Source organism: Pseudomonas sp. S32, assembly GCF_016648095.1.
GTDB classification, from domain to species: domain Bacteria; phylum Pseudomonadota; class Gammaproteobacteria; order Pseudomonadales; family Pseudomonadaceae; genus Aquipseudomonas; species Aquipseudomonas parafulva.
The window spans coordinates 14,804-39,051 of record NZ_JACVVF010000015.1 but is presented as its reverse complement, the minus strand read 5'-3'; the positions used below and the strand labels follow the sequence as shown (position 1 = coordinate 39,051).

Annotated in this window: 26 protein-coding genes and 1 tRNA gene; 15 read left to right on the top strand and 12 right to left on the bottom strand. The window is 62.7% G+C overall.

The genetic code is table 11. The features are described 5' to 3' along the window. Window positions 1-53: 53 nt before the first annotated feature. From IAE38_RS10710 to IAE38_RS10700, 3 genes are all read right to left on the bottom strand, one after another. Complete coding sequence (locus IAE38_RS10710) at window positions 54-410, bottom strand: hypothetical protein (RefSeq protein ID WP_201163597.1); 357 nt, start codon at window positions 408-410, stop codon at window positions 54-56. A gap of 98 nt (window positions 411-508) precedes the next feature. Beyond that, window positions 509-2,362 carry an Lnb N-terminal periplasmic domain-containing protein gene (locus tag IAE38_RS10705; protein WP_201163571.1) on the bottom strand — a complete coding sequence of 618 codons (1,854 nt, stop codon included), beginning with the start codon at window positions 2,360-2,362 and terminating at the stop codon, window positions 509-511. A 75-nt stretch (window positions 2,363-2,437) separates the two neighbouring features. After that, window positions 2,438-2,926: a DUF3015 domain-containing protein gene (locus IAE38_RS10700; RefSeq protein WP_028631729.1), complete on the bottom strand. Its 489-nt coding sequence runs from the start codon at window positions 2,924-2,926 to the stop codon at window positions 2,438-2,440. Between the two features lie 251 nt (window positions 2,927-3,177). Between IAE38_RS10700 and IAE38_RS10695 the strand changes: the two genes are divergently transcribed. The 4 genes from IAE38_RS10695 to IAE38_RS10680 all read left to right on the top strand — a co-directional run bounded on the left by IAE38_RS10695 (window position 3,178) and on the right by IAE38_RS10680 (window position 7,396). Then, entirely contained in the window at window positions 3,178-5,616 is a 2,439-nt protein-coding gene (locus tag IAE38_RS10695) for a Lon protease family protein (protein WP_201217530.1), read from the top strand. A gap of 158 nt (window positions 5,617-5,774) precedes the next feature. Beyond that, complete coding sequence (locus IAE38_RS10690) at window positions 5,775-6,113, top strand: PA4575 family protein (RefSeq protein WP_201163573.1); 339 nt, start codon at window positions 5,775-5,777, stop codon at window positions 6,111-6,113. 84 nt (window positions 6,114-6,197) lie between these two features. Beyond that, window positions 6,198-6,686, top strand: coding sequence for a TIGR00645 family protein (locus IAE38_RS10685; RefSeq protein ID WP_028631726.1), 489 nt, complete (start codon window positions 6,198-6,200; stop codon window positions 6,684-6,686). Window positions 6,687-6,778: 92 nt separating this feature from the next. After that, entirely contained in the window at window positions 6,779-7,396 is a 618-nt protein-coding gene (locus IAE38_RS10680) for an FKBP-type peptidyl-prolyl cis-trans isomerase (protein ID WP_201217528.1), read from the top strand. Window positions 7,397-7,549: 153 nt separating this feature from the next. On the opposite strand, the gene IAE38_RS10675 is transcribed toward IAE38_RS10680, so the two are convergent. The 3 genes from IAE38_RS10675 to IAE38_RS10665 form a co-directional block, all read right to left on the bottom strand. Beyond that, window positions 7,550-7,795: a PA4570 family protein gene (locus IAE38_RS10675; protein ID WP_028631724.1), complete on the bottom strand. Its 246-nt coding sequence runs from the start codon at window positions 7,793-7,795 to the stop codon at window positions 7,550-7,552. Window positions 7,796-7,878: 83 nt separating this feature from the next. After that, window positions 7,879-8,220, bottom strand: coding sequence for a zinc ribbon domain-containing protein YjdM (locus tag IAE38_RS10670; RefSeq protein ID WP_201217526.1), 342 nt, complete (start codon window positions 8,218-8,220; stop codon window positions 7,879-7,881). A gap of 159 nt (window positions 8,221-8,379) precedes the next feature. Beyond that, the gene (locus IAE38_RS10665) at window positions 8,380-9,348 is read right to left on the bottom strand and encodes a polyprenyl synthetase family protein (protein ID WP_201217524.1); all 969 of its coding nucleotides are present in this window, start codon (window positions 9,346-9,348) and stop codon (window positions 8,380-8,382) included. Between the two features lie 244 nt (window positions 9,349-9,592). Here IAE38_RS10665 and rplU point away from each other — a divergent pair, with 244 nt between their 5' ends. The 5 genes from rplU (at window position 9,593) to IAE38_RS10640 (ending at window position 13,283) form a co-directional block, all read left to right on the top strand. After that, window positions 9,593-9,907, top strand: a complete 315-nt coding sequence (gene rplU / locus IAE38_RS10660) for a 50S ribosomal protein L21 (RefSeq protein WP_003247466.1) — start codon at window positions 9,593-9,595, stop codon at window positions 9,905-9,907. Between the two features lie 38 nt (window positions 9,908-9,945). Further along, entirely contained in the window at window positions 9,946-10,203 is a 258-nt protein-coding gene (gene rpmA / locus IAE38_RS10655) for a 50S ribosomal protein L27 (RefSeq protein ID WP_003247464.1), read from the top strand. 188 nt (window positions 10,204-10,391) lie between these two features. Continuing rightward, on the top strand, window positions 10,392-11,618 hold the full coding sequence (gene cgtA / locus IAE38_RS10650) for an Obg family GTPase CgtA (protein ID WP_028631721.1): 1,227 nt from the start codon (window positions 10,392-10,394) through the stop codon (window positions 11,616-11,618). Window positions 11,619-11,703: 85 nt separating this feature from the next. Further along, on the top strand, window positions 11,704-12,822 hold the full coding sequence (proB, locus tag IAE38_RS10645) for a glutamate 5-kinase (protein WP_201163576.1): 1,119 nt from the start codon (window positions 11,704-11,706) through the stop codon (window positions 12,820-12,822). Between the two features lie 2 nt (window positions 12,823-12,824). Then, on the top strand, window positions 12,825-13,283 hold the full coding sequence (locus IAE38_RS10640) for a CreA family protein (RefSeq protein ID WP_442967367.1): 459 nt from the start codon (window positions 12,825-12,827) through the stop codon (window positions 13,281-13,283). 339 nt (window positions 13,284-13,622) lie between these two features. Here IAE38_RS10640 and mksF read toward each other — a convergent pair whose 3' ends face one another. Genes mksF through mksB form a run of 3 tightly spaced genes read right to left on the bottom strand, consistent with a single transcriptional unit; the run spans window position 13,623 to window position 18,437 of the window. After that, entirely contained in the window at window positions 13,623-16,454 is a 2,832-nt protein-coding gene (mksF, locus tag IAE38_RS10635) for an Mks condensin complex protein MksF (protein WP_201217523.1), read from the bottom strand. Continuing rightward, window positions 16,451-17,158, bottom strand: coding sequence for an Mks condensin complex protein MksE (gene mksE / locus IAE38_RS10630; protein ID WP_028631717.1), 708 nt, complete (start codon window positions 17,156-17,158; stop codon window positions 16,451-16,453). The genes mksF and mksE overlap by 4 nt, the downstream gene beginning before the upstream one ends. Then, a complete protein-coding gene (gene mksB / locus IAE38_RS10625; protein ID WP_201217521.1) occupies window positions 17,148-18,437 on the bottom strand; it encodes an Mks condensin complex protein MksB in 1,290 nt (429 codons plus the stop codon). Before mksB ends, mksE begins: the two co-directional genes overlap by 11 nt. Before the next feature lie 206 nt (window positions 18,438-18,643). Here mksB and IAE38_RS10620 point away from each other — a divergent pair, with 206 nt between their 5' ends. Genes IAE38_RS10620 through IAE38_RS10610 form a run of 3 tightly spaced genes read left to right on the top strand, consistent with a single transcriptional unit; the run spans window position 18,644 to window position 20,489 of the window. Further along, the gene (locus IAE38_RS10620) at window positions 18,644-19,426 is read left to right on the top strand and encodes an energy transducer TonB (RefSeq protein ID WP_201217519.1); all 783 of its coding nucleotides are present in this window, start codon (window positions 18,644-18,646) and stop codon (window positions 19,424-19,426) included. Next, entirely contained in the window at window positions 19,423-19,875 is a 453-nt protein-coding gene (gene rimI, locus IAE38_RS10615) for a ribosomal protein S18-alanine N-acetyltransferase (protein ID WP_028631714.1), read from the top strand. Before IAE38_RS10620 ends, rimI begins: the two co-directional genes overlap by 4 nt. Window positions 19,876-19,931: 56 nt before the next feature. Beyond that, window positions 19,932-20,489 (top strand): D-Ala-D-Ala carboxypeptidase family metallohydrolase, encoded by a 558-nt coding sequence (locus tag IAE38_RS10610; protein WP_201163598.1) that lies wholly within the window; start codon window positions 19,932-19,934, stop codon window positions 20,487-20,489. Here IAE38_RS10610 and IAE38_RS10605 read toward each other — a convergent pair. Beyond that, window positions 20,429-21,343: a LysR substrate-binding domain-containing protein gene (locus IAE38_RS10605; RefSeq protein ID WP_201163581.1), complete on the bottom strand. Its 915-nt coding sequence runs from the start codon at window positions 21,341-21,343 to the stop codon at window positions 20,429-20,431. The two genes, IAE38_RS10610 and IAE38_RS10605, sit on opposite strands and share 61 nt — an antisense overlap. A 136-nt stretch (window positions 21,344-21,479) precedes the next feature. Here IAE38_RS10605 and IAE38_RS10600 point away from each other — a divergent pair, with 136 nt between their 5' ends. The 3 genes from IAE38_RS10600 to IAE38_RS10590 all read left to right on the top strand — a co-directional run bounded on the left by IAE38_RS10600 (window position 21,480) and on the right by IAE38_RS10590 (window position 22,849). After that, the gene (locus IAE38_RS10600; protein ID WP_201163582.1) at window positions 21,480-22,106 is read left to right on the top strand and encodes a LysE family translocator; all 627 of its coding nucleotides are present in this window, start codon (window positions 21,480-21,482) and stop codon (window positions 22,104-22,106) included. Between the two features lie 102 nt (window positions 22,107-22,208). Further along, window positions 22,209-22,439: a type II toxin-antitoxin system VapB family antitoxin gene (gene vapB / locus IAE38_RS10595; protein ID WP_201163583.1), complete on the top strand. Its 231-nt coding sequence runs from the start codon at window positions 22,209-22,211 to the stop codon at window positions 22,437-22,439. Next, a complete protein-coding gene (locus tag IAE38_RS10590) occupies window positions 22,436-22,849 on the top strand; it encodes a type II toxin-antitoxin system VapC family toxin (protein WP_201217516.1) in 414 nt (137 codons plus the stop codon). Before vapB ends, IAE38_RS10590 begins: the two co-directional genes overlap by 4 nt. A 140-nt stretch (window positions 22,850-22,989) precedes the next feature. Here the strand turns inward: IAE38_RS10590 and IAE38_RS10585 are convergent. Together IAE38_RS10585 and IAE38_RS10580 are read right to left on the bottom strand one after the other, a co-directional pair. Further along, window positions 22,990-23,066, bottom strand: a tRNA-Met gene (locus IAE38_RS10585). Between the two features lie 94 nt (window positions 23,067-23,160). Beyond that, the gene (locus IAE38_RS10580) at window positions 23,161-24,081 is read right to left on the bottom strand and encodes a FecR family protein (RefSeq protein ID WP_201163599.1); all 921 of its coding nucleotides are present in this window, start codon (window positions 24,079-24,081) and stop codon (window positions 23,161-23,163) included. Window positions 24,082-24,248: the final 167 nt, after the last annotated feature.

The following is a 24,248-nucleotide window of genomic DNA, read 5'->3' as shown; positions in this document are numbered from 1 at the left end:
TGCAGAAGACCATCATGGCAGGCTGAGGGTTTCAACGAATGCCCAGTAGCGACTCAGTCGGGGCGCCAGGCCCGGGCTGCGCCGCGGTCCTTTTCCTGCTGCCAGTCACGGTCGCGCTGGTCCCAGAAGCGCTGGTGGTATTGCTGCTGCTCGGCGCTGTCCTGCGTAGCCTTGCACTGGCGGAAACCATCGTCCCAGCCGGTTTCATACTGCGGCTCGTGCAGGTAGCGCGGCACGTTCTTGCGAAAGTCGCCCACCATCACACCGGCGGCCTGCCGGCCACTGCTGCACCCATCCTGAAAGCCGTCGGCATAGGCGGGGGGGTAGCCGCGCCCGACCATCTGCTCGTGGGTGCTTTCACACCCCGCCAGCAGCAACGCAACGCACAAGCCCAACCCGTACCGCCACATGGCCACCCACCCTCCAGCTGTTGATAACCAGTCTAGAGGGCGATTTGTCGCGGTGCTGTCAAAACAGTGTCAAAGAGTCGCGGGTTCTACAGCGAGAGCTAGTAGTGGTACCACTTCACTTCGAGCATCACCTCGTTCTGTGCCGTGGCCAGGTGGCTGAACCCGCGTGAGGCACTTAGACGCAGCCCCAGGTTCTGGCTGATCTCCCACTGCTGGTTCAGGCTCAGGCTGCGGCGTACTTCGCCGTTGGTGAAGTAGTCCCCCTTGGCTTCGAGCGTCATGTTGCCCAGCCCGTTGCGCCACAACAGCCCGCCGTTGAACCCCGCCGCCGGTGCAATGAACTGGGCAAAATCGTTGTGGTGCTCCACCCGCACTGTGCCCAGGGCAAAGCCCAGCAAACCGTCGGCCAGTTGCCAGGTGCCGCCGGCGCCGCCGTTCACGTGGCTGACCAGCACCTCGTCGTCATGCTTGCCCGGTACCCGCTCCAGGCCGCCGGCCACCTGCCATGACCAGGGTTTGAGCAGCTCGTTGCGCGGTGTCAGCGAGCGGATGGTGGCGAGGTCCAGGCGTTGCACCTGCCAGTCATTGCCTTCGTACTGGCGCACCTTCAACTGCAGGATCTCGATCTGGGCGCCGAGCGGGAAGCCATAGGCGTTGTCGTTGAGGTCGTGGTAGGCCATGCGCAGGCCGTACTCGGCGAAGGCGCGGTCTTCCCGGGTACCTACGCCAAGCTGCCAGGTACGCGAATCGTGGCCGTCTTCGGGGAGCCCCGGGCGTTCAATCTGCAAGGGTGGCGGCGGGTTGGTATTGATCGCGCGCAGCAGCTCGAAGCTGCGCTTGGCCTGGCCGGGGTCGCGCTCCTGGCCATTGGCCCGGTAACGCTCCAGGCGATAGGCGGCGTCCTGCACCAGTGCCTGACGCTCCCGGGGCAGTGCCTTGAACTCGGGGCTTTGCAGTTGCGCGGTGTCGGCACTCACGGCCAGCACCTGGCGTTTTTCGTCATGATCCAGCGGTGCTGCCCGCGCCAACAGTTCACGTTCGCGCGAGGGGCGGTAGATTTCGCTGGCCACCAGGCCGGACTGCTTTACCGCCTTGACCGTGTCGGTAGGGATGGCCGTAAGCGGGAACTGCGAGGTCAGGTCCAGGCCTGGGCGCGCCACCTGCAGCAATTCCAGCAGGCGGTAGGAGCAGTTCTCGTCGAAGAAGAAATAGTCGAACTGAATCTGCTTCAGTTCCCACACATGTTCCACCATGCGCCCGGTCTCTTCCGGGGTCAGGTCCAGCTGGTACTCCCACAGGTCGCGGTTTTCCAGGCTGCGGTATTCGGAGAGCTTTTCCTGGTAGGGCATCAGCGCGAACAGGCCAGGGTAGCCGCCCGCCAGGCCTTTCCAGGCATACAGGATGCTGTTGTCGCTGCCTTCGATGTACGCACCGAAGTTGATCGCGTAACTGAGCAGCGTGGTGTCGTCGCTGCGGGTGGTGGACTGGTCGATGCGCAGCAGGGTATGGCCGAACATGGACGAGGGGCTGTTCAGGTAAGCGGCCGGGAAGATCAGCGCCGCGCTGTGTGGGTCGATCGACTGGTACCAGGTCTTGAATTCCTGGCAGTCCGGCTCTGGCAGGCCTTGCAGGCCGAGCTGCTCACGCAGCCAGCGGGTGCGGGCCGGGAACACGCATTGAGCATGCTTGTCGCCAAGGCTTGCCGGTGCGTACAGGGCCTCTACGGTGGCCTTGAGTTCGCGGTCCGGGTGGTGCGCGCCGTCCTGCGCCAGGAAAAACGCATCGTCGTCCACATAGCTGCGCCAGCCACCCAGCTTGCCCGTTTCATAATGACCAAGGGCTATCCAGTAGGGGGTGTTTGCCAGTTGCTGAAGGCGAGCTTGGTCGATGTGCGGGGCGGCATGAACAGGGGCGCAGGCTAACAGCGCCAGGGAAGCGAGGCGTTTGAACATAGGGGGCAGCTACTTCCAGACGATGCCGAAGAGAAGGCGAAACCCGCCCCGGGGCCGGGGCGGGAAAAGCGGCAATTACGCCTCGGTAGCGTACTTGGCCAGGCGTGGGTCGTTCTTCAGAACGGCCAGGGTGTTGCTGTGTACGGTTTCAGCATTGACGTCGGCGCTGCTGAAGATCTGGTTGAAGTGGTCGTGGGTGACCGATGCGAAGTAGCCGCGGTCTTCCGGTGCCACGCCCAGTACCACGGCGTAGGTGGTCAGAGCTTCACCCTGGCCCATGGCCATGTCTTCGGAAAGCTCGTTCATCATGCCGTTCATGGCGAACCAGGACTTGCCGCCGTAGGTCAGCGAAGCCTTTGTGGAGCAGCCGTTGGTGCCGGAGGTCATGCCGAAGGTGGCGTTACCGGAAGTGCCGTTGGTGGTGGAAGCCAGGAAGTGCGCAGGGGTGCCACGCTGGCCTTCGAACAGCATGTTGCCCCAGCCGCAGTTCGGGCCGCCTGGCGCATCGGCCATTGCGTTGAGCGAGGCCACGGTGAACAGAGTACCCAGAAGAATCCGTTTCATAGCTTTATTCTCTATTTGACTTAAACCAAGGGTCAGGTTTCTGGCAACTCGATTGCCAGGTCGGGAAAGCATTTCACCCACCCGCGCAGCTTGGAGTTTAGGCGCGATCTAAAGGTTGCGTCACTGATTGCGAAAAATTTGCCTGCACAAGACACCGTCGCACCTGCGACATAAAGTTTTTATAGCCTTGCAACCCTCGCGCAGGCGGCGCCAGAATGCTGCCATCTGCCCCGCCGAAGTAAGGAAACCCAATGCCCGATCCTGTCGCTGCGCGCCTGCGTCTTGCGCCTGAAGCCCTGACCCGGCGTTTCTCCCCCGAGCAGTTTGCCTTTGCCAATACCGACGATCTGGAGCCGTTTCGCGGAGTCCTGGGCCAGGAACGTGCTGTCGAGGCCCTGCAGTTCGGCGTGGCCATGCCGCGCCCTGGTTACAACGTGTACGTCATGGGCGAGCCCGGTACCGGGCGTTTCTCGTTCGTCAAACGCTACCTCAAGGCCGAGGGCAAGCGTCAGCAGACGCCGGCCGACTGGGTGTACGTCAACCACTTCGACGATAACCGTGAGCCCCGCGCCCTCGAGCTGCCCTCGGGCACGGCCGGTGAATTCATCGCCGACATGGGCGGGTTGATCGACAACCTGCTGGCAACCTTCCCGGCAGTGTTCGAACACCCCTCCTACCAGCAGAAAAAAGGCGCCATCGACCGCGCCTTCAACCAGCGCTATGACCGCGCCCTGGATGTGATCGAGCGTGCATCGCTGGAAAAGGACGTGGCCCTGTACCGCGACGCCAGCAACGTCGCCTTCACCCCGATGGCCGACGGCAAGGCCCTGGACGAAGCTGAATTCGCCCAGTTGCCAGAAGAGGTGCGCGAGCAGTTCCACGAAGACATCGCCCTGCTCGAGGAGCAGCTGAACGAGGAGCTCGCCAGCTTGCCGCAGTGGAAGCGCGAGTCCAACAACCAGCTGCGCCAGCTCAACGAAGAAACCATCACCCTGGCGCTGCAGCCGCTGCTGGCGCCATTGTCGGAAAAATACGCCGAAAATGCGGCCGTGTGCGCTTACTTGCAGTCGGTGCAGCTGAACCTGCTGCGCACTGTGGTCGAGCAACTGGTCGATGACAGCAAGACCGACGCCGTGGCGCGCAAGCTCCTCGAGGAGCAATACGCGCCGAGCCTGATGGTTGGCCATCATGTCGATGGCGGTGCGCCGGTGGTGTTCGAACCGCACCCCACCTACGACAACCTGTTCGGCCGTATCGAATACAGCACCGACCAGGGCGCGCTGTACACCTCCTACCGCCAACTGCGCCCCGGCGCGTTGCACCGTGCCAATGGCGGCTTCCTGATTCTTGAAGCCGAGAAGATGTTCGGCGAGCCGTTTGTATGGGATGCCCTCAAGCGTGCCTTGCAGTCGCGCAAACTCAAGATGGAATCGCCGTTGGGCGAGCTGGGCCGTGTCGCCACCGTCAGCCTGACCCCGCAGATGATCCCGCTGAACGTGAAGCTGATCATCATCGGCTCGCGCCAGTTGTATTACGCGCTGCAAGACCACGACCCGGACTTCCAGGAGATGTTCCGGGTGCTGGTGGACTTCGACGAAGACATGCCCATGGTCGACGAAAACCTGGAGCAGTTCGCCCAGCTGTTGCGCACCCGCACCAACGAGGAGGGCATGGCCCCGCTGACCAGTGACGCCGTGGCGCGGCTGGCTACCTACAGCGCCCGGCTGGCGGAAAACCAGTCGCGCCTTTCTGCCCGTATCGGCGACCTGTTCCAGCTGGTGAGCGAAGCGGATTTCATCCGCCAGCTGGCCAGTGACGAGATGACCGATGCCGGCCACATCGAGCGTGCGCTCAAGGCCAAGGCCACGCGTACCGGGCGTGTTTCACAGCGGGTGCTGGATGACATGCTGGCCGGCATCATCCTGATCGACACACAGGGCGCAGCCATCGGCAAGTGCAACGGGCTGACCGTGCTGGAAGTGGGCGACTCGGCCTTCGGCATGCCGGCGCGTATCTCCGCCACCGTGTACCCGGGCGGCAGCGGTATCGTCGACATCGAGCGTGAGGTCAACCTGGGCCAGCCGATCCACTCCAAGGGGGTGATGATTCTCACCGGGTACCTGGGTAGCCGTTATGCCCAGGAGTTCCCACTGGCCATCTCTGCCAGTATTGCCCTGGAACAGTCTTACGGTTACGTGGACGGCGACAGCGCCTCGCTGGGCGAGGCTTGCACGCTGATTTCCGCCCTATCGCGCACGCCGCTCAAGCAATGCTTTGCCATCACCGGTTCCATCAACCAGTTTGGTGAGGTGCAGGCAGTGGGTGGGGTGAACGAGAAGATCGAAGGGTTCTTCCGCCTGTGCGAGGCACGTGGCCTGACGGGCGAGCAGGGTGTGATCATCCCGCGCGCCAACGTTGCCACGCTGATGCTCGACGAACGCGTGCTGCAGGCAGTGGAGAACGGCGTGTTCCACGTGTATGCGGTCAGCCAGGCAGACGAGGCTCTTAGCCTGCTGGTGGGCGAGGAGGCCGGGGCGCCCGACGAAAAAGGCCAGTTCACCGAAGGCAGTGTCAATGCGCGCGTGGTCGAACGGCTGCGGGAGATCGCCGAGATGATCAGCGAGGAAGACATCGAGAAGGCAGAAAAAGAACGCCTCGAAGAGGTGATCGCCCAAGCCAAGTCGGCTTGAGTCAATAAACCGGCGCTGGCGGCCATGTGCTACCGTTCGGCGCCGGTTTTCCATCTTTTCTCGCTGTTCCTCTATGCTGGAACTTAGGGACAGCATCAAGGTTCAGGATGGAAACGGCCTGGTGTTCAGGCCGATCTCGGCTCTAGGGGGACGCGGCCATGCGCAACCTCAGCCTCACTCGCCAGTGCCTGGGCCTGGTGACCCGAATTGAATGCAGCATTCGCCCGCTGGCCGGCGATACTGGTATGTGGACGTTGCTGTTCGCTGCCGGCATGGCCGGCGAGCAACCGTCGGCCATCAAGGCCCAGGGGCCGTTTCACGGGCCTGTGGTGGCAGAATCGGTGTTGAACGCCATTGTCGACAGCCTGACCTTGCACGGTTACCAGTTGAGCGAAGACCCGCAGATCTGGTGCCTGCATCTTCAGGCGCAGTTGCGGCGGATCAATGGCGAACGGTGCAGGAACCTGGGTGATTACCAGTTTCATCCTGAGAGTTGAGGCAAGGGCCTGGGCTTTTGCTGGAACAGGTGGCTGGCTATACTCGCCGTCGTTTTTCCAGTCACCTACGAGCCCCAACCCTCCATGGAACGTATTCTTGAAAATGCGATGTATGCCTCTCGCTGGCTGCTCGCTCCCATTTACTTCGGCCTGTCCCTGGGCCTGCTGGCGCTGGCGCTGAAGTTTTTCCAGGAAGTGGTTCACGTCCTGCCCAATGTCTTCGCCCTTAGCGAAGCCGACCTGATCCTGGTGATTCTGTCGCTGATCGACATGTCGCTGGTAGGCGGCCTGCTGGTGATGGTGATGATTTCCGGCTACGAGAACTTCGTCTCGCAGCTGGACATCGATGAGAGCAAGGAAAAGCTCAACTGGCTGGGCAAGATGGACTCCTCGTCGCTGAAGATGAAGGTCGCCGCCTCGATCGTGGCCATCTCGTCCATCCACCTGCTGCGAGTGTTCATGGACGCCCAGAACATCTCCACCGAATACCTGATGTGGTATGTGATCATTCACATGACCTTCGTGCTGTCGGCGTTCTGCATGGGTTACCTGGACAAGCTCACCAAGCACTGAGCCGCTTGCCGCTGGCAGCCAGCAGTGTGCTAGGCTGCTGGCCCTTTTCACCAAGGGCGCGGCTTCGCTGCGCCCTGCTGCGGAGCATGACAATGTCCGACCTCAACCTGTCTACCGACGAAACCCGCGTCAGCTACGGCATCGGCCGTCAGCTGGGTGGCCAGCTGCGTGACAACCCGCCACCGGGCGTCAGCCTGGAAGCCATCCTGGCCGGCCTGACCGACGCGTTCAACGGTGCAGACAGCCGCGTTAGCGAAGCCGATCTGTCGGCCAGCTTCAAGGTTATCCGCGAAGTGATGCAGGCCGAAGCGGCTGCCAAGGCTGAAGCCGCTGCTGGCGCTGGCAAGCAGTTCCTGGCCGACAATGCCAAACGTGATGGCATCACCACCCTGGCCTCTGGCCTGCAGTTCGAAGTGCTCACCGCAGGTGAAGGCGCCAAGCCGTCCCGCGAAGACAGCGTGCGCACCCACTACCATGGCACCCTGATCGACGGCACCGTGTTCGATAGCTCGTACGATCGTGGCCAGCCGGCTGAGTTCCCGGTGGGTGGTGTGATTGCTGGCTGGACCGAAGCCTTGCAACTGATGAATGCCGGCAGCAAATGGCGCCTGTATGTACCGAGCGAGCTGGCCTACGGCGCGCAAGGTGTGGGCAGCATCCCGCCGCACAGCGTACTGGTGTTCGACGTCGAGCTGCTGGACGTTCTGTAATGCCCTGAGGGCCGCATTTGTGGGAGCGGGTTCACCCGCGAAGCAGGCAGCGCGGTGCATGGCACCGGCTTCGCCGGTATTCGCGGGTAAACCCGCTCCCACAGCGGTTGCGCCAACGCTCAGATTGTGTGGGCGACAGTGGCTCCACAGAGGTCAATTCCAGTCTGTTCCGCCTGGGCGCAAGGCCCGTGCATAACAGAACAGAAACAGGTTGCGCACCAGCTCCTTCAATACCCCGGGCTCGCTCGAGTTCAGGCCATTCATGTCCAGGTCGCCCTGGTCACGCAATTCGTCCAGTGCTTCTTCCTCGAGCACCGCGCACACCTCACCGGTTTCCCGATGAAGGATGCGCAGGTAGGGGTGAGGGCGGTCCAGCCAGGCGTCTATCAGATAAGTCATGACCATTCTCCTTGGATAGCTTTCCAATGAGAATAATTCTTATTATCAAAATAGCAAGAACCAATTGGCGGATTCTTGTGAAATCAGACCTTGCGCACGAACTCGGACTTCAGCTTCATGGCGCCGATGCCGTCGATCTTGCAGTCGATATCATGGTCGCCGTCGCACAGGCGAATGTTCTTGACCTTGGTGCCGACCTTGACCACCAGGGAGGAACCCTTGACCTTGAGGTCTTTGATGACGGTGACGGTATCACCATCCTGCAGGATGTTGCCCACCGAATCCTTTTTCACCACCTCGTCGCTGGCCGCCTCGGCGTCGCCGCTGGTCGACCACTCGTGGGCGCACTCTGGGCAGATCAGCTGAGTGCCATCCTCGTAGGTGTATTCGGAGTTGCATTTCGGGCAGGGTGGCAAAGTACTCACTTCGGTTCCTCTAACAGGCGGGTGTTTAAAAACCCACATTGTAGAAGGTATTGCTGCAGAAGTGATTTTGTCCGGACAAATGCAGGCGTGGGCAAGCCTACTCCCACAACAGCACCGATGCAGGAGCGGGGTTGCCCGCAATAGAGGCGCTGCGGCCTGTCAGTGAGTGCGCGCCACCGCGAACTCGCTCAGCTCCACCAGTGCGTCCCGGTACTCGCTGGCCGGCAGTACTTCGAGGCATTCGATGGCGCGTTTCACGTAGCTGCGCGCCATTTCAGCGGTGTATTTGAGGGCGCCGGATGCCTCCACCGCTGCGCGGATCTGCTCGAGGTCTTCCAGGCCGCCTTTCTGGATAGCCTTGCGCACCAGCGCAGCCTGCTCGGCGGTGCCTTCGCGCATGGTGTAGATCAGCGGCAGGGTCGGCTTGCCTTCGGCCAGGTCGTCGCCCACGTTCTTGCCCAGGGCCTCTGCATCGCCTTCGTAGTCGAGCAGGTCGTCCACCAGCTGGAAGGCCACGCCCAGGTGGTCACCGAAGGTGCGCAGCGCCTCGCGCTGGGCGTCGGTGGCCTGGGCCAGCGCGGCGGCGCTGTGGGTGGACGCTTCGAACAGCATGGCGGTCTTGCCACGGATGACGTCCATGTAGACGTCCTCGGTGGTGCTGGCATCGCGCACCCGCGACAGCTGCAGCACTTCGCCTTCGGCGATCACGCGGGTGGCCTTGGACAGGATCTGCATCACCGGCATGGCGTTCAGCTCGACCATCATTTCGAACGAGCGGGAATAAAGGAAGTCGCCTACCAGCACGCTGGGGGCGTTACCCCACAGTGCATTGGCCGTGGAGCGACCGCGGCGCATGCCGGACATGTCGACCACATCGTCGTGCAGCAGGGTGGCGGTGTGCAGGAATTCGATGGTGGCGGCCAGCAGGCGCAGGTCGTCGCCCCGGTGCCCAAGGGCCTTGCCACACAGCAGCACCAGCAGCGGGCGCAGACGCTTGCCACCGGCGGACGTGATATAGTCGCCGATCTTCGATACCAACGGCACGCGCGAGGTCAGCTGCTTCTTGATGATCTCGTCGACGGCGCTGAAATCGTCAGCCACCGCACGGTAGAAGGTTTGGGGTTGCATCGGCTGCTCCAGTGAGGTTGCGCGGCATGCTAGGTTGCGGGTCCCGGTGTGTCAAGGCACGGTGCCAGTCGGCCGGGGGCGGTACTTGCAAGCAAAACCCGGGTTGCGTACAATCGCGCACCCTAACTTCCTGGGCAGCACCTGCCTTACGCAATTGCGCCGGGCCGTTCCAGCCCTGTGCAGCCATGCCAGCCAATACTCATCATATAAAGCGCTGGGTGAGCAGGATTATCGGAGAAATACCATGTCTTACGCAGTAATCGTTACCGGCGGCAAGCAGTACAAAGTCGCTGAAGGTGAATTCCTCAAGATCGAAAAACTGGAAGTCGCCACTGGCGAATCCGTGACCTTCGATCGCGTCCTGCTGGTCGCCAACGGTGAAGAAGTCACCATCGGTGCTCCAGTTGTTGCTGGCGCTAAAGTAGTGGCCGAAGTCGTTTCGCAAGGCCGCCACGACAAGGTTCGCATCATCAAGTTCCGTCGTCGTAAGCACCACATGAAGCGTATGGGCCACCGCCAGTGGTTCACCGAGATCAAAATCACCGGCATCCAGGCTTAATCCCCTAGATCCCCTGAATTTATTTGGAGAATTGAACCATGGCTCACAAGAAGGCTGGTGGTAGTACTCGTAACGGTCGCGACTCAGAATCGAAACGCCTTGGCGTGAAGATGTATGGCGGCCAGGTTATCAAGCCCGGCAACATCATCGTCCGTCAGCGCGGCACCGAATTCCACGCTGGCTACGGCGTTGGCATGGGCAAGGACCACACCTTGTTCGCCAAGATCGAAGGCGTGATCAAGTTCGAGAAGAAAGGCGAGTTCATGCGCCGTTACGTGAGCATCGTCGCCGCTTAATCGCGACGTCGCTCCAGAAGCCCCGTCATGCGACGGGGCTTTTTCGTTTGTGGTGAGCCTCTTGCAAAGCTGTTTGTCTGGGTTGCCGGCGTTGGTTTCTACGGTCGTACGGGGCCGCCGCGCTCATTTTTGCAAGAGCCTCATGTTTTTGAGTCATTCAACTCGTCTAGCGACGAGAGGCGGTTTTAATGAAGTTTGTTGACGAAGTATCCATTCGGGTCAAGGCCGGCGACGGCGGCAACGGTTGCATGAGCTTCCGTCGCGAAAAATTCATCGAGAACGGTGGCCCCAACGGTGGTGACGGCGGTGACGGCGGCTCGGTGTACATGGTTGCCGACGAAAACCTCAACACCCTGGTCGACTATCGCTACACCCGTCACCACGAAGCCCAGCGCGGCTCCAATGGCGGCAGCACCGATTGCACCGGCAAGAAGGGTGAAGACCTGTTCCTGCGCGTGCCGGTGGGCACCACCGTGATCGACGCTTCCACCCAGGAGGTGATTGGTGACCTGGTTACCCCAGGCCAGAAACTGATGGTCGCCCAGGGCGGCTGGCACGGCCTGGGCAACACCCGCTTCAAGTCCAGCACCAACCGTGCGCCGCGCCAGACCACCCCAGGCAAGCCGGGCGACCAGCGCGACCTGAAGATGGAAATGAAAGTGCTCGCCGACGTCGGCCTGCTGGGCTTGCCCAACGCTGGCAAGAGCACCTTCATCCGCTCGGTATCGGCCGCCAAGCCGAAAGTGGCCGACTACCCGTTCACCACCCTGGTGCCAAACCTGGGTGTGGTCAGTGTCGACCGCTGGAAGAGCTTCGTCATCGCCGACATCCCCGGCCTGATCGAAGGCGCTTCCGAGGGGGCTGGCCTGGGTATTCGCTTCCTCAAGCACCTGGCGCGCACCCGTGTGCTGCTGCACCTGGTCGACATCGCGCCGCTGGACGAAAGCAGCCCGGCCGATGCCGCAGAAGTCATCGTCAACGAGTTGACCCGCTTCAGCCCGTCGCTGGCCGAACGTGAGCGTTGGCTGGTGCTGAACAAGTCGGACATGGTCATGGACGACGAGCGCGACGAACGTGTGCAGGAAGTGATCGACCGCCTGCAGTGGGAAGGCCCGGTCTACGTGATCTCGGCCATCTCCAAGCAAGGCACCGACAAGCTCAGCCACGACCTGATGCGCTACCTCGAAGACCGCGCCGACCGCCTGGCCAACGACCCGGCTTACGCCGAAGAACTGGCCGACCTCGACCAGCGCATCGAAGACGAAGCCCGTGCCCAGTTGCAGGCCCTGGACGATGCCCGCACCTTGCGCCGCACTGGCGTGAAGAGCGTGCACGACATCGGCGACGACGACGGCTGGGACGATGATTTCGAGGACGACGAAGACGGCCCGGAAATCATTTACGTGCGCGACTGACCGGTTGCAGTACACTAAACGCCGCTCTCTGGAGCGGCGTTTTTGTATCCACGGTATCTACAGATTCGACATAGGTTGGAAGAAGATGCGAAGCAAGGTGACGGGCGCCAGGCGCTGGGTCGTGAAGATTGGCAGTGCGCTGCTGACCGCCGATGGCAAAGGCCTCGACCGCGGTGCCATGGCCGTGTGGGTCGAGCAGATGGTCGCGCTGCGCGAGGCAGGGGTTGAGCTGGTACTGGTCTCTTCCGGGGCCGTGGCGGCTGGCATGAGCCAGCTGGGCTGGACGTCGCGACCGAGTGCGATGAACGAACTGCAGGCCGCCGCTTCCATTGGCCAGATGCGCTTGGTGCAGGCCTGGGAGTCCAGCTTCGGCGAGCATGGCAAGCACACCGCACAGATCCTGCTGACCCATGACGACCTGTCCGACCGCAAGCGTTACCTGAACGCCCGCAGCACCCTGCGCACCCTGGTTGAGCTGGGCGTGGTGCCGGTGATCAACGAGAACGACACCGTCGTCACCGACGAAATCCGCTTTGGCGACAACGATACCTTGGCGGCGCTGGTGGCCAACCTGGTAGAGGCTGACCTGCTGGTGATCCTTACCGACCGTGACGGCATGTTCGACGCCGACCCGCGCAACAACCCAAATGCCCAGCTGATCAGCGAAGCCCGCGCCGATGACCCGGCGCTGGATGCGGTGGCGGGTGGAACCGGCGGTGCCCTAGGCCGTGGCGGCATGCAGACCAAGCTGCGCGCAGCGCGCCTGGCGGCGCGTTCCGGGGCCCATACCATCATCATCGGTGGGCGCATCGAGCGTGTGCTCGACCGCCTCAAGTCCGGCGAGCAGCTGGGTACACTGTTGTCGCCCGAGCGTGGCATGCTGGCCGCCCGCAAGCAGTGGCTGGCGGGGCATTTGCAAACCCGTGGCACCCTGGTGCTGGATGCCGGTGCCGTGCAGGCCCTGCGCCAGGCCAACAAGAGCCTGCTGCCGGTAGGCGTCAAGACCGTGCAGGGCAGCTTCCGCCGCGGCGAAATGGTGGTGTGCGTGGGCCCCGATGGCCTGGAGGTCGCACGCGGCCTGGCCAACTACAGTGCCCTGGAAGCGCAGAAAATTATTGGCCAGCCGTCCGATGCCATCGAGACGATACTGGGTTACAGCGCCGAGCCTGAGCTGGTGCATCGCGACAATCTGGTACTGGTATGACTATGCTGAAAAAGATTTTTGCCGTGGCGGCGCTGGCGCTGCCCATGCTGGCCGGCGCCGAGGAAATCGGCCAGGTATCCACTGTCTTCAAGTTCCTGGGGCCGAACGACCGCATTGTGGTCGAAGCGTTTGACGACCCCAAGGTCGAGGGCGTGACCTGCTACCTGTCTCGAGCCAAGACCGGCGGGGTGAAAGGTGGGCTGGGGTTGGCCGAGGACCGTGCGGAAGCGTCGATTGCCTGCCGTCAGGTTGGGCCGATCAGCTTCAAGGGCGACCTGAAGGATGGCGACGTGGTGTTCAAGGAGCGCACCTCGCTGGTGTTCAAGACCATGCAGGTGGTGCGCTTCCTGGACAAGAAGCGCAACACGCTGGTGTACCTGGTATACAGCGACCGCATTGTGGAAGGCAGCCCGCAAAACGCCGTGACCGCGATCCCGATTCTGCCTTGGGCACAGCAGTAACCCTGTAGCAGCACTAACCCTGCTGCTACAACATCAATCCTGTGGGAACAACTGTATTCCACAAAATCTGAATGCTGGCGCAATCCACCGTGTGGGAACGGCTTCAGCCGCGAACACCGGCGAAGCCGGTGCCATACACCGCGCTGCCTGCTTCGCGGGTGAACCCGCTCCCACAGGGAGTGGGGTTTGCTGGTTAAATCATCGCCCAGCGCGATAGCGTAGAAGCAACTGTGTGCCAAAAATCTGAATGCTGGCGCGATCCTTGTGGGAGCGGGTTCACCCGCGAATAATTGCAGCAGTGCATTATTCGCAGGTAACCCAACCCCCCAAGGTGTACCGTCAGGCCAACTCTTCGGCCTGCCCCTCGCGCACAACCGCCTTCACCTCGTCCAGCCGGCTGATGTACTTCCAGTCCGCCTCGTCGATGTAGATGCCATTGGGGCCGCTGCCCCCTTCCAGGTCAATCGCCACCCGTGCCGACACCTGCGGTTTCACGCTCGCCAGAATCGGCACGAAGCCCAGTTGCAGGCTGGTTTCCAGCAAGGCTGCCTGGTTGCGTTCATCGATGTCGGCAGCTTCGTCCAGGTAGTACGGCAGACGAATGCGGCCGGCCAGGTCGCGGTCCATCAGGTGCAGCAACAGGTACATGTTGGTCAGCGCCTTGATGGTCATGGTGGTGCCGTTGGACGCCGCGCCGTCGATGTCAGCGTGGATCACCGGCTGGCCATTGACCTTGGTGATCTCGAACGCCAGTTCGAACAGGTCCTTGAGCCCCAGTTGGTTGTGGTTGGCCGCCACCAGCCGCGCCAGGTATTCCTTGGCCTCTTCGTTCTTGTTGTCCTGCTCGGCGCTTTGCGTCAGGTCGAACACCGAGAGGGTCTCGCCTTCTTCGTACTGGCCGGCGCTGTGGATGATCTGGTCGATGTGCTTGAGGGCCTCCTTGTTGGGCGCCAGCACCACCCGGAAGCTTTCCAGGTTGGACACCTGGCGCCGGTTGATCTCGCGGTTGAACAAGGCCAGCTGGTGTTCCAGGCTGTCGTAGTCGCTGCGGATGTTGCGCAAGGTGCGGGCGATATCGGTAACCGCTGCGCGGCGAGCCTTGGCCAGGGTCAGCGCCTCGTCGGTGCGGTGGGCATAGGCGTTCACCAGCAGTTGCAGGCGGCGCTCCATGTCGTCCTCGCTGTCGAACTTGGCCACGCCCTTCAGGCGTACCTGGGCGTACAGCGCCTCGATCTGGTTGTCCACACGCTGTAAAGCCTGCCAGCTGTCCTGGTAGTCGTTGAGCAGCGGCAGCAGGTTGTCCATCGAGTCATCGACGGCTTCCATGAACGGCGTGCCGTAGGGCAGGTCGGCAGGCAGCAGCTGGCGGCGGCGCAGGGCGTCGTCGAGCGTGCGTTGCTGGGACTCCAGGTCGCCGATCTGGCGGCCGACCAGCTGCAGCTTGGCCGACAGCTGCTGGACGCGCTCGGTGAAGGCGTCGCTGGAGCGCTTGAGCTCATCCTGGGCGGCCTCCAGTTGCGACAGCTGCTCCAGCTTCTCGGGTTCCTCGGCGGCCAGGGTCTGGCTGCGGCGGAAGTCTTCCAGCGCCTTCTGGGCGTCGAGCACCTGCTGGTACAGGGCTTCTGTCTGCGCCTTGGAGGCGGAGCGGTCGGCGCTGACGGCCTGCTGGGTTTTCAGCTGCCGCAGCTCCTTGTCCAGGCGCTCTTTCTGGTCGCGCAATGCAGCGCGGTCGGCCAACGCCTGAAGCGCAGGCGGGTCGATGTGGGTGAGGTCGATGGAAAGGCCCGGGGCCTCGAAGCGCTCGCCCTTGAAACCGTCGAGTACCGCTTCCAGCGATTTGACCCACAGGTCGCTGTCGTCCAGCTCGATGCCGCGCTCGCCCAGCGGCAGGCTGAACAGGGCGCCGTTGAACAGGCGCATCAGGCGGTCGACGTCCTGCTGCGAAAACTCTTCGCGCAGGCGGGCATAGCTGTTGTTGTCGGCGTGGTCCAGCTGTTGCCTGACTTGTTTCAGGCGTTTTTCCAGGTCGCGTACGCGCTCGTCCAGGTCTTCGGCACTGAACTGGCGAGACTGGGCCAGGGCTCCGGCCAGCTCGTCGTGGGCGTCCTTGGCCGCCAGCAGTTGCTGTTCCAGCACCTTGACGTCGTCGACCAGGGCAAAGCGGTGGCGCAGCACCGACAGCTCACCCAGCCAGCGCTGGATGCCGGTGATTTCCCGCTCCAGGCGCATCAGCTCCTGGGTGCCGCCGCGCTGGTCGTTCTGCAGGCGGTCCTGCTCGCCGCGGTAGTGCTCGGCCTGGATGACCAGCTCTTCCTTGCGCGCCATGGCGTATTCCTGCCAGGTGCCCAGCAGGGTGTCGAGCACCGGCGAAATGCGGTGCAGCTTGCCGCGCAGGATGTCGCGCTGGGCCACGCCACCGGCCAGGGCTTCCACCAGGGGGCCGGCAGCGACCAGGGCGTTGTAGTCCTGCTCCATGCGGCGCACGTCGCGGAAGGCTTCCTCGCACGCGGCAATGTAGTCAACGCTGCCGGAGCGCAGGCTGTGTTCGAAGGCATCCAGGAACAGCTGCTTGAGCTTGGCGGCGGTAATCTCGCGCATGTGCAGCAGGTTGATGAACAGGGCGCGGAACGTTTTCAGGCTCTGCTCGCTGGTGGAGCGCAGCGGGATCAGGGTGAGGTCCAGCGGTATCGAGGTGTGGCCGCCGACCAGCAGCCGGCGCAGCTCGTCGGGCTTCACCTCGTAGGCCTTGATGCCCAAGCGTTCAAGGTTGGTGAACAGCTCTTTCTGGCGCAGGCAGGTGTCGTTCTTCTGGTAGTAGGCCAGGTCCAGCTCGCCTTTGTAGGCGAAGAACTGGTGACCGAAGCCGCCGCCCGGGCCACGGCCGACCACGCCGATCACGTGGGTGCCGTGGGGCAGGCTCAGCTCGCAAAGAATGTACGAGGTGTCGCTGGCGAAGTAGAAGCGGCGCGACTGCTCAAGGCTGTACTTGCCGAAGCTCATGTCCGACATGCGCGCCAGAATGGGGAACTGCAGGGCGTTGATCGACGCCGACTTGCCCAGGTTGTTGGCGCCATACACCGACAGCGGGTGTTCCAGCGGGAACAGGCCGAGGCTGTAGCCCGCCGTGTTGAGCAGTGCGAAGCGGCGGATACCGTAGCGTTCCTGGCTCATGCGTCAATCTCCTGTTGCTCTTCGCGAATGGCCCGCGCCAAGGCCTGCTCCTCGCTCTCTTCGCCCTCGAAGGGGCTGAGGTCCAGCGGGTCGTCGGTGCGGTTGAGTGCTTCGGGGCTTTCTTCCTCGACCAGGGTCGGGGTGGGCAGGGGCAGGTCGCTGTGCAGGGTGGCTGCCAGGTCACGGTCCTGCTGCACGGCCAGGCACACATCGAGAAAACGGTGCATGGGTGGCAGAAAGCGGTAGATGCCGCCTTCTTCGTGGGCAAAGCCGAGCTGGGTCATGCGCCGCAGGATCTTCTCCTCCAGCTCGTCCACCGTCTGTACTTCGGCCTGCAGAAACAGGTCGCGGTACTTGTCCAGCAGCGAGGGCAGTTCGTCACGGCCTAGGCTGCCGCCGTCCAGCACGGCCATCGGGTCGCGGCCTTGGTCGGCCAGGTGCTCGACCAGGATGAAGGTGAACAGCGACAGGCGCTGGGCAGTCTTGTTCACCTGCGCCGCGGCCATGTCCGGCACGAAGTAGTAGAAGCCGCGGGTATCGCACACCAGCTCGAAGCCCAGGGCCTTGAACAGGGTGCGGTACTGGTCCTGGAAGTTCGACAATTGGGCGTACAGCTCGGGGTCGCGGCGGCTGACGTGAAAACCTTTGAACAGCTCGCGGAAGATCGGCGCGAGCTGGGACAGTTCGGAAAGATCAAGATGCATGGGCTGGGCTCGCGTTGGTGTCGGTAAGCGCTGTGGTGGCGTCTTCGCGGCTGGAGGTCAGGGCGAACGAGCGCAGGCTGACCCGGTGTTCCTGGGTGGTGTAGTCACGGCGGTCCAGGCGTTGGCGCCTGAAGCGCTTTTCCCGCGAGAGGCGCGAGAACCAGTACAGCAGCTCGTCGGTTGCGCCCTCGGGCTCCTGCTCCAGCAGCCACACCATCAGGTCGGGCAGTGGTAGCGCCTGTTCGCAGCGATCGGTCATTTCCTTGACCGTACGCGGTGCACGGGGCAGGGCGCCGGAGGAAGGCTTGTGGGCCTTGGGGAAACGCGCCGGTTTGGGCTCGAAGCGGGCCAGGGCATACACATAGGCCTCCACCTGGTTGGCACTGCCCAGGAAGGTGCTCTGCGGCCGGGTGAACAGTGGCATGGCAGCCTGCGGCAGGGCGTCCAGGCCCTTGCGGCGGATCACCGAGAGTGCCAGTGCCGCGCCCCGGGTCACGGCGTTGTGCCGGCGCGCCTCTTCACGCAGCGGCAGCAGCAGCTCGCGGGCGTGGCGCAGGGTGAGCTGGGCGCTGGTTTGCATTTCCAGGATGCGCGCGTGGGTGCGCAGCAGCATGTCGTCGTCAACCAGGTGCCCCAGGCGCGCCTGTTCGCCCAGCAGCTTCAGCAGCACGGTTTCTACCTTGCGCACGCCCTGCTCGAAGGCGCCGTCGGCGTTCACCAGCTGGATCATGGGCTCGACGTATTCGTCCCAGGTAGCCAGTACTTCGGCGTAGCGCTGACGCAGGGGGATCTGGCGGTTGCTGGTTTTGGCCCGCTCGGCCACGGCCACCAGGGCCTGCTCGTCATTGTCGAGCTTCTTCAGCACATCGCGCACGCGCATGTCGAGCAGGCGCAGCTGGCGCGCCAGGTCGTCGCTGTCACGGTTGTCGAAGGCATCCTGGATATGCCCGGCCAGGCGCTCCAGGTGGCGCAGGTAGGCTTCGATTTCCAGGCACAGGCCCAGCCGGTGCTCGCGGCGCAGGTAAGCCAGGAAGTCGTGGATCTGGGCGTTGAGCTCGAAGCGGTTGGGGCTCTTGGCCACCGGCACCAGAATATCCAGGCGGATCCACACATCGAGCAGCTGGGTGATGTCCTGCGGGGTGCTTTCGACCTGCTGGCGGGCCACGTGGTGGCGCAGCTCCACCAGGCTCAGGGTGCCCTGGTCGAAGCGCTCGCACAGCGGCTCGATCAAGGCCCAGTGTTCGGCTAGGGCGCGCAGGACGCGCTTGGGTTCGATCATTGGCTTGGGCTCGTTGCCAAGAAAAAGGGGGCGATTGTACTGCATCCGGGGCCTGGGGTTTTACCCCTTGGTCTGTAATGGGGTGTGTATGTCTCGGTTTTAGTGGCGCCTGGCAGATCGGGCGGCGCGCGGTCTGATGGGCGCTGCAAAAACGACGGCGTACACGTTAGAATGCGCAACCGCCTTCACCCCTCGGATACCCGCCCTTGCTCACCGAACCCCGTCGTCGCGCCTACCTTTCCGCCATGCAAGTGGTGCATTGGTTGCCGCGCGCCGAACTGCCGTTCGCTGCGCCGTCGCGGCCCGAACTGTTGCTGCCGGTCATGCCGGTCGAAGACACCAACTTCGACGCAAGGCCGGCCCAACCTGGCGAGCAGGCACCTGTCATCGCCCAGGCCCGCGTTGCCGAGCGGCCAAAAATAGAGGTTCCGCGCCCGGGCACCAGCAAGCCCGCCGCCAAGCCCAGCGAGCCCGAGGCGCAACCCGCAGCGCCCCGCGCCGCCCCTGTGCCGCCACCGCGCTTCTCGCTGCAGTTGCTGCGCGCCGGCAGTTGCCTGCTGCTGGTTGAGCTTGCTACCGGGCAGCCTTTCCAGAGCCGCGACCCCTCCTACCTGCTGCTCAAGGACATGCTGCGCGCAGCTGGCCTGCCCGATGCTCCGCAGATCATCGGCGAGCCAGTACGCTGGCCGCTGCTGGTGCGCGGCAACATGGACCAGGGCCCCGAAGCCGCACGGGATTTCGTCCAGAGCTTCGTCCAGGCGCGGCTGGAAGACGCCCCCTGCACCTGCCTGTGGCTGGTCGGGCTGCCCGCGCTGCGTTTTGCCGCCAATGCCGACGAGCAGGCGTATTACCAAACCCTCCCGCTCGGCGGCCTGGGCGATGCCTGGGCCTTGCCGGGCCTTGAACTGTTGATGGACGAGCCGCAGCGCAAGGCGGACGTCTGGAAAGCCATGCGCCAGCTGATGGCGCGCTGGAAGCACGTTGAATGAGTGACTCGATCAGTTTCCGCCCCATGACCGAGGCGGATCTGGATGCCGTGCTGAAAATCGAATACGCCGCATTCAGCCACCCCTGGACCCGGGGGATTTTTCTGGATGCGCTCAAATCGTATGAAGTGTGGCTGATGTTCGACGGCCAGCAGCAGGTAGGTCATGGCGTGATCAACGTGATCATCGACGAAGCGCACCTGCTCAACATCACCGTCAAGCCGGAAAACCAGGGCCGGGGCCTGGGCTTGCGGCTGCTTGAACACCTGATGGCCCGCGCCTACCAGCTCAACGGCCGGGAGTGTTTCCTGGAGGTACGCGCCAGCAACCCGGCCTATCGCTTGTACGAGCGCTTCGGTTTCAACGAAATCGGCCGCCGGCGCGACTACTATCCAGTGGCGGGCGGTCGTGAAGATGCCCTGGTGATGGCCTGCACGCTGCTCGAAGACTGAGCCCGCGCCGGCCACTGTTGCAGGCAGGGGAGGGCGGAGTGAACATACGGTTGCTGATGGTGGGCCTGCTGGCGGCGAGTGCAGCCCAGGCTGATACACGGGATGTGTGGATGTTCGCCCAGTGGGCGGGCGACCACCCGACGCGACCGTTTCGGGAAATGCTGGTAGATGCCCGCCTTTATGGGGTGGTGCCCATTCACCAGTTGCTGCGTTCTGCTTCCGACTGGCAGCCCTGCCGCGCCGCGCCCTTTGCCGTACCCCCTCCAGGCAACTGGCCTGCAGTGCGTTCAACCCTCTCCCTGCTCAAGGCCCTGAATGGTCAAGGCATCCTGCCGGCCTTCGAAGTGGTATCGGCCTATCGCGACCCAGGCCTGAACCGCTGTGCCGGCGGTGCTCCTGGCAGTGCTCACACCCGGGCCTTTGCGGTGGATATTCTGCTGCCGCCCGCGGCCAACCCCGGCCCGCTGTGCCAGTTCTGGCAGCGGCACGGTCAGGTGTGGAACATGGGCCTGGGCCGCTACCCAAGCGGGCGCATTCACCTGGACACAGCCGGCTACCGCACCTGGGGTGGGGACGGCAGTGCGGGTTCGTCGTTTTGCACCAGGCCCAGGTGAGCCAGGCAACCCCGGCATTGCTCGGTCACCCATTGGGCGAAGCGCTGGCGTTTACCGCCGTCATCGAGGCGGTGGTTGCTCAGCAGGTAATAGGCAGAGCCGTCCGGCACAAAGCCAAACGGTGACTGCAACTGCCCGCTGTCCAGTTCGTCACGCACCATCAATGCCGAGGCCATGGCCATGCCCAGCCCGGCACCCGCTGCCTGAATCGACAGGTAGAAATGCTCGAAATCGCCGCGTTCGCCGGGGCAGGGCGGTTGGCCGTTCAGGTGCAGCCAGGTAGCCCAGGCGTCGGGGCGTGTGGCGCTGTGCAGCAGGCGCTGGCCTTCCAGCTTAAACGGCGCGCCAGGGCGGCACACCGGGCCGATCCACTCATCGCAGATTTTTTGCTGGTACAGATGGCTGGGCCAGCGGAAGTCGTCGCGGCGGATCGCAAGGTCGACGCCGGTTCGTGCGAAGTCCAGCGGCCCACCAGCAGCCACCAGTTGCAGCTGCAAGTCTGGATGGGCCGCGTGCAGGCGGGGCAGCCGAGGGATCAGCCAGCGCATGGCGATAGTCGGCTCGCAGGACACGACCAACGTGACATCGTCGTGGCGGGTGAGCTGCTGCACGGCGGTTTCCAGCTGCTCGAAGACCGCCCGGGTAGTGGCGTGCAGGGCGCGGCCTGCCGGGGTCAGGAAAATCGCCCGGTTGCGGCGCTCGAACAGCGTTATGCCCAGGCTTTCCTCCAGCAGGCGTACCTGGCGGCTGACGGCGCCGTGGGTAACGTGCAGTTGTTCGGCTGCGCGCACGAAGTTCTGCGTGCGGGCCGCGATGTCGAAATAGCGCAGGGTGTTGAGGGGAGGCAGGTTCATGGCGTTGGTGCTTTAAACAAGAAATCTGTGACTTAAACTAGCAGATAACCTCAACTATAAATCGATTTTCCCCAGCCCCGGAGCCCCCGAAAATAGCGCCGTCAGTGCATTTTTGTCACTCATCTGGAGGGCTCCCATGACCGAACTCTTCGCCGTCGCCCTGTTCACCCTGCTTGCCGTCGTCAGCCCCGGGGCTGATTTCGCCATGGTCACCCGCAGCAGCTATGCCCAGGGCCGGATGGCCGGGCTGGCGGCGGCAATGGGCATTGCGCTGGGGGTGCAGGTGCACGTGCTGTATACCGTCTTCGGTATCGCAGTGCTCATCAGCCAAAGCCCCACCCTGTTTCTGATCATGAAGGCGCTGGGCGCCGGCTACCTGATCTACCTGGGTTACCGGTCATTCACCAACATACAACGCATCAACCTCGACCAACCTGCCGCCACGGCCGGCAGCCTGTTGCAGGCGCTGCGCACAGGTTTCCTCACTAACTGCCTCAACCCCAAAACCATGCTGTTCGTGATCAGTGCCTTCAGCCAGGTTGTACAACCGGGCAGCCCACTGTGGCTGAACTTCGCCTACGGCGCCTTCATGTCGGTGGCGCATTGGGCGTGGTTCAGCCTGGTGGCAGTGTTCTTCTCAAGCCCGGTGCTGCGCAGGGCGATGATCGAGCGGCAACGGATGGCTGACCAGTTGATCGGGGTGGCGCTGATGGGTTTGGGGGTAGCTGTCGCGGTGAGTGGGGTAGCGTTGCCTCAAGCGTGAGCCCTTTGATATGAACTGGACCATGTCATCAGTCATAGGTCTTGCATATGCTTGTTGGATTTGATAGCTTGCATAGGCAAGGCATATGTAGGAGCAAACACTATGCGAACTGTCTCAATTTTCAAAAATGGTAAGAACCAAGCCATTCGCCTACCCACTGACATGGCTTACGACGGTGTTGGTGAGCTGGAGATTACGCGCAGTGGTGACACCATTACCCTGCGCCCCGTTCGCCCCAGTTGGCTTTCCTTGGCGGACCTACCCAAGGCTGACGCGGACTTTCTGCAAGAGCGCCCAAGCGTTATCAGCGATGAAGGCAGGTTCAATCTGTGACCACGTACATGCTGGATACCTGCATTTGCTCATTCATCATGCGCGAGCGGCCGGATTCTGTTCTGCAGCGATTGGCCGCAGAGGTTGCGAGGAATAACCGGATCGTGATTTCTGCGATTACCTATGCCGAGATGCGCTATGGGCAGATCGGCAAGAAGGCATCACCCAAGCACAAGACCCTTGTCGATGAGTTCGTGAAACGGTTGGATGAAGTATTGCCCTGGGGTCAGGCTGCTGTAGACGCAACAGTCCAGGCAAAGCAAGCACTCACCAAAGCCGGCCTGGTGATTGGTGAAAACGACACTGCTATTGCCGGCCATGCGATTGCTTCAGGCTGTGTGCTGGTCACGAATAATGTGCGTGAGTTCAGCCGAGTGCCAGGTCTGTCTTACGAGGACTGGGTCCACTGAAGAGCGATCCGCTGTGCCTGATTGGGCGGGTTGAAGCACAAGGCTGGATCTACGCTATATCGGCAGAAACAAGAAAGCCCGCACAAGGCGGGCTTTTCAGGTTGCTTCGTAAACTGTCATTGACAGGCCGAAGCAGGATTTGGTGGCTACACAGGGACTTGAACCCCGGACCCCAGCATTATGAATGCTATGCTCTAACCAACTGAGCTATGTAGCCGATGGCGCGCATTATTCTCTTGAACGCCCCCCCTGTCAACACTCCTTTTAAAAAAAATTTGCACGCTTTCAAAAACTTAGCAGCCAGTGCCGGTTCAGCGCACTATCAGCCACCCAGGGAGCCCTTGAAGCGTCAGGTGTTGCGGGCCCGCCACTTGGGCCAGGCTTTCTGCCGGGCGATCAAGGTTGAAATCGCCGCTCACCCGCCGTTGCGCCGCTTCCTCATCCAGTAGCCACAGGCGCCGGCCCTGGTAACCCGCGAGGCGCGCCAGCACTTCGTCCAGTGGTGTGTCTTTGGCGACCAGATGGCCGTTGCGCCAGCTGTCGGCGGTTTTCAGGTCAGCTTTCTGTACCTGGCCGATGTGGGTGTCATCGAAGCTCACCCGTTCACCGGCCGCGACCAGGCGTTGATCACCGCCTTGGGTAACCATGGCCTTGCCGTTGAACACCGTCAGCACATCGTGCCCGGCCAAGCGGGCGAGTTGCAGGCGGGTGCCGAGCACTTCCACACGTGCCTGGCCAACCTCCACCTGCATGGCCCGCCCGTCCAGCATCACCTCCAGCAACACCTGGCCCTGCACCAACTGCAATTGACGGGTGCGGCTGCGCAGGTCCACGTTCATCGCTGTGGCGCTGTCCAGGTGCAGGGCAGTGCCATCGGCGAGGCGTGTGCTACGGCGCTCGCCAGCTTCGGTGTGCAATTCGCTGCCAAGGCGCTGTAACAGCGGCCAGTACAGGCATGCAGCAATCGCCAGGCCCAGCAGAAACACCAGCGCCAGCCATTTGCCCAAATGCCCGTGACGCACCTGCACCAGCTGCGGGCGAGGGCGGGCTGCTGGGGGTTGCACGCGTTGCAACACCGCCTGCAACTCGGCATACGCCTGTGCGTTTTGTGGCACCTGGCACCATGCAGCGAAGGCGTGTTGAAGGGTTTGATCGCACCCAGGCTGGCGCAGCAGTGCAAACCATTGCATGGCTTCATCATGTGGGTCGGGCTGCAACTGCTGGGCGGGCATCGGGCGCATGGACAGGGCTGCTCAAGAGAGGGGCGCGGGCGCCCGACGTTGACAGGGGCAAGGGCAAAAGATGCTAATTATATTGAGAACCATTTACAAGTGCGTGGCGACGAGGGGAAAAAAAGATAGCTATGTATCTATTTGTTTCCCGATAATCGGAGCCCAGC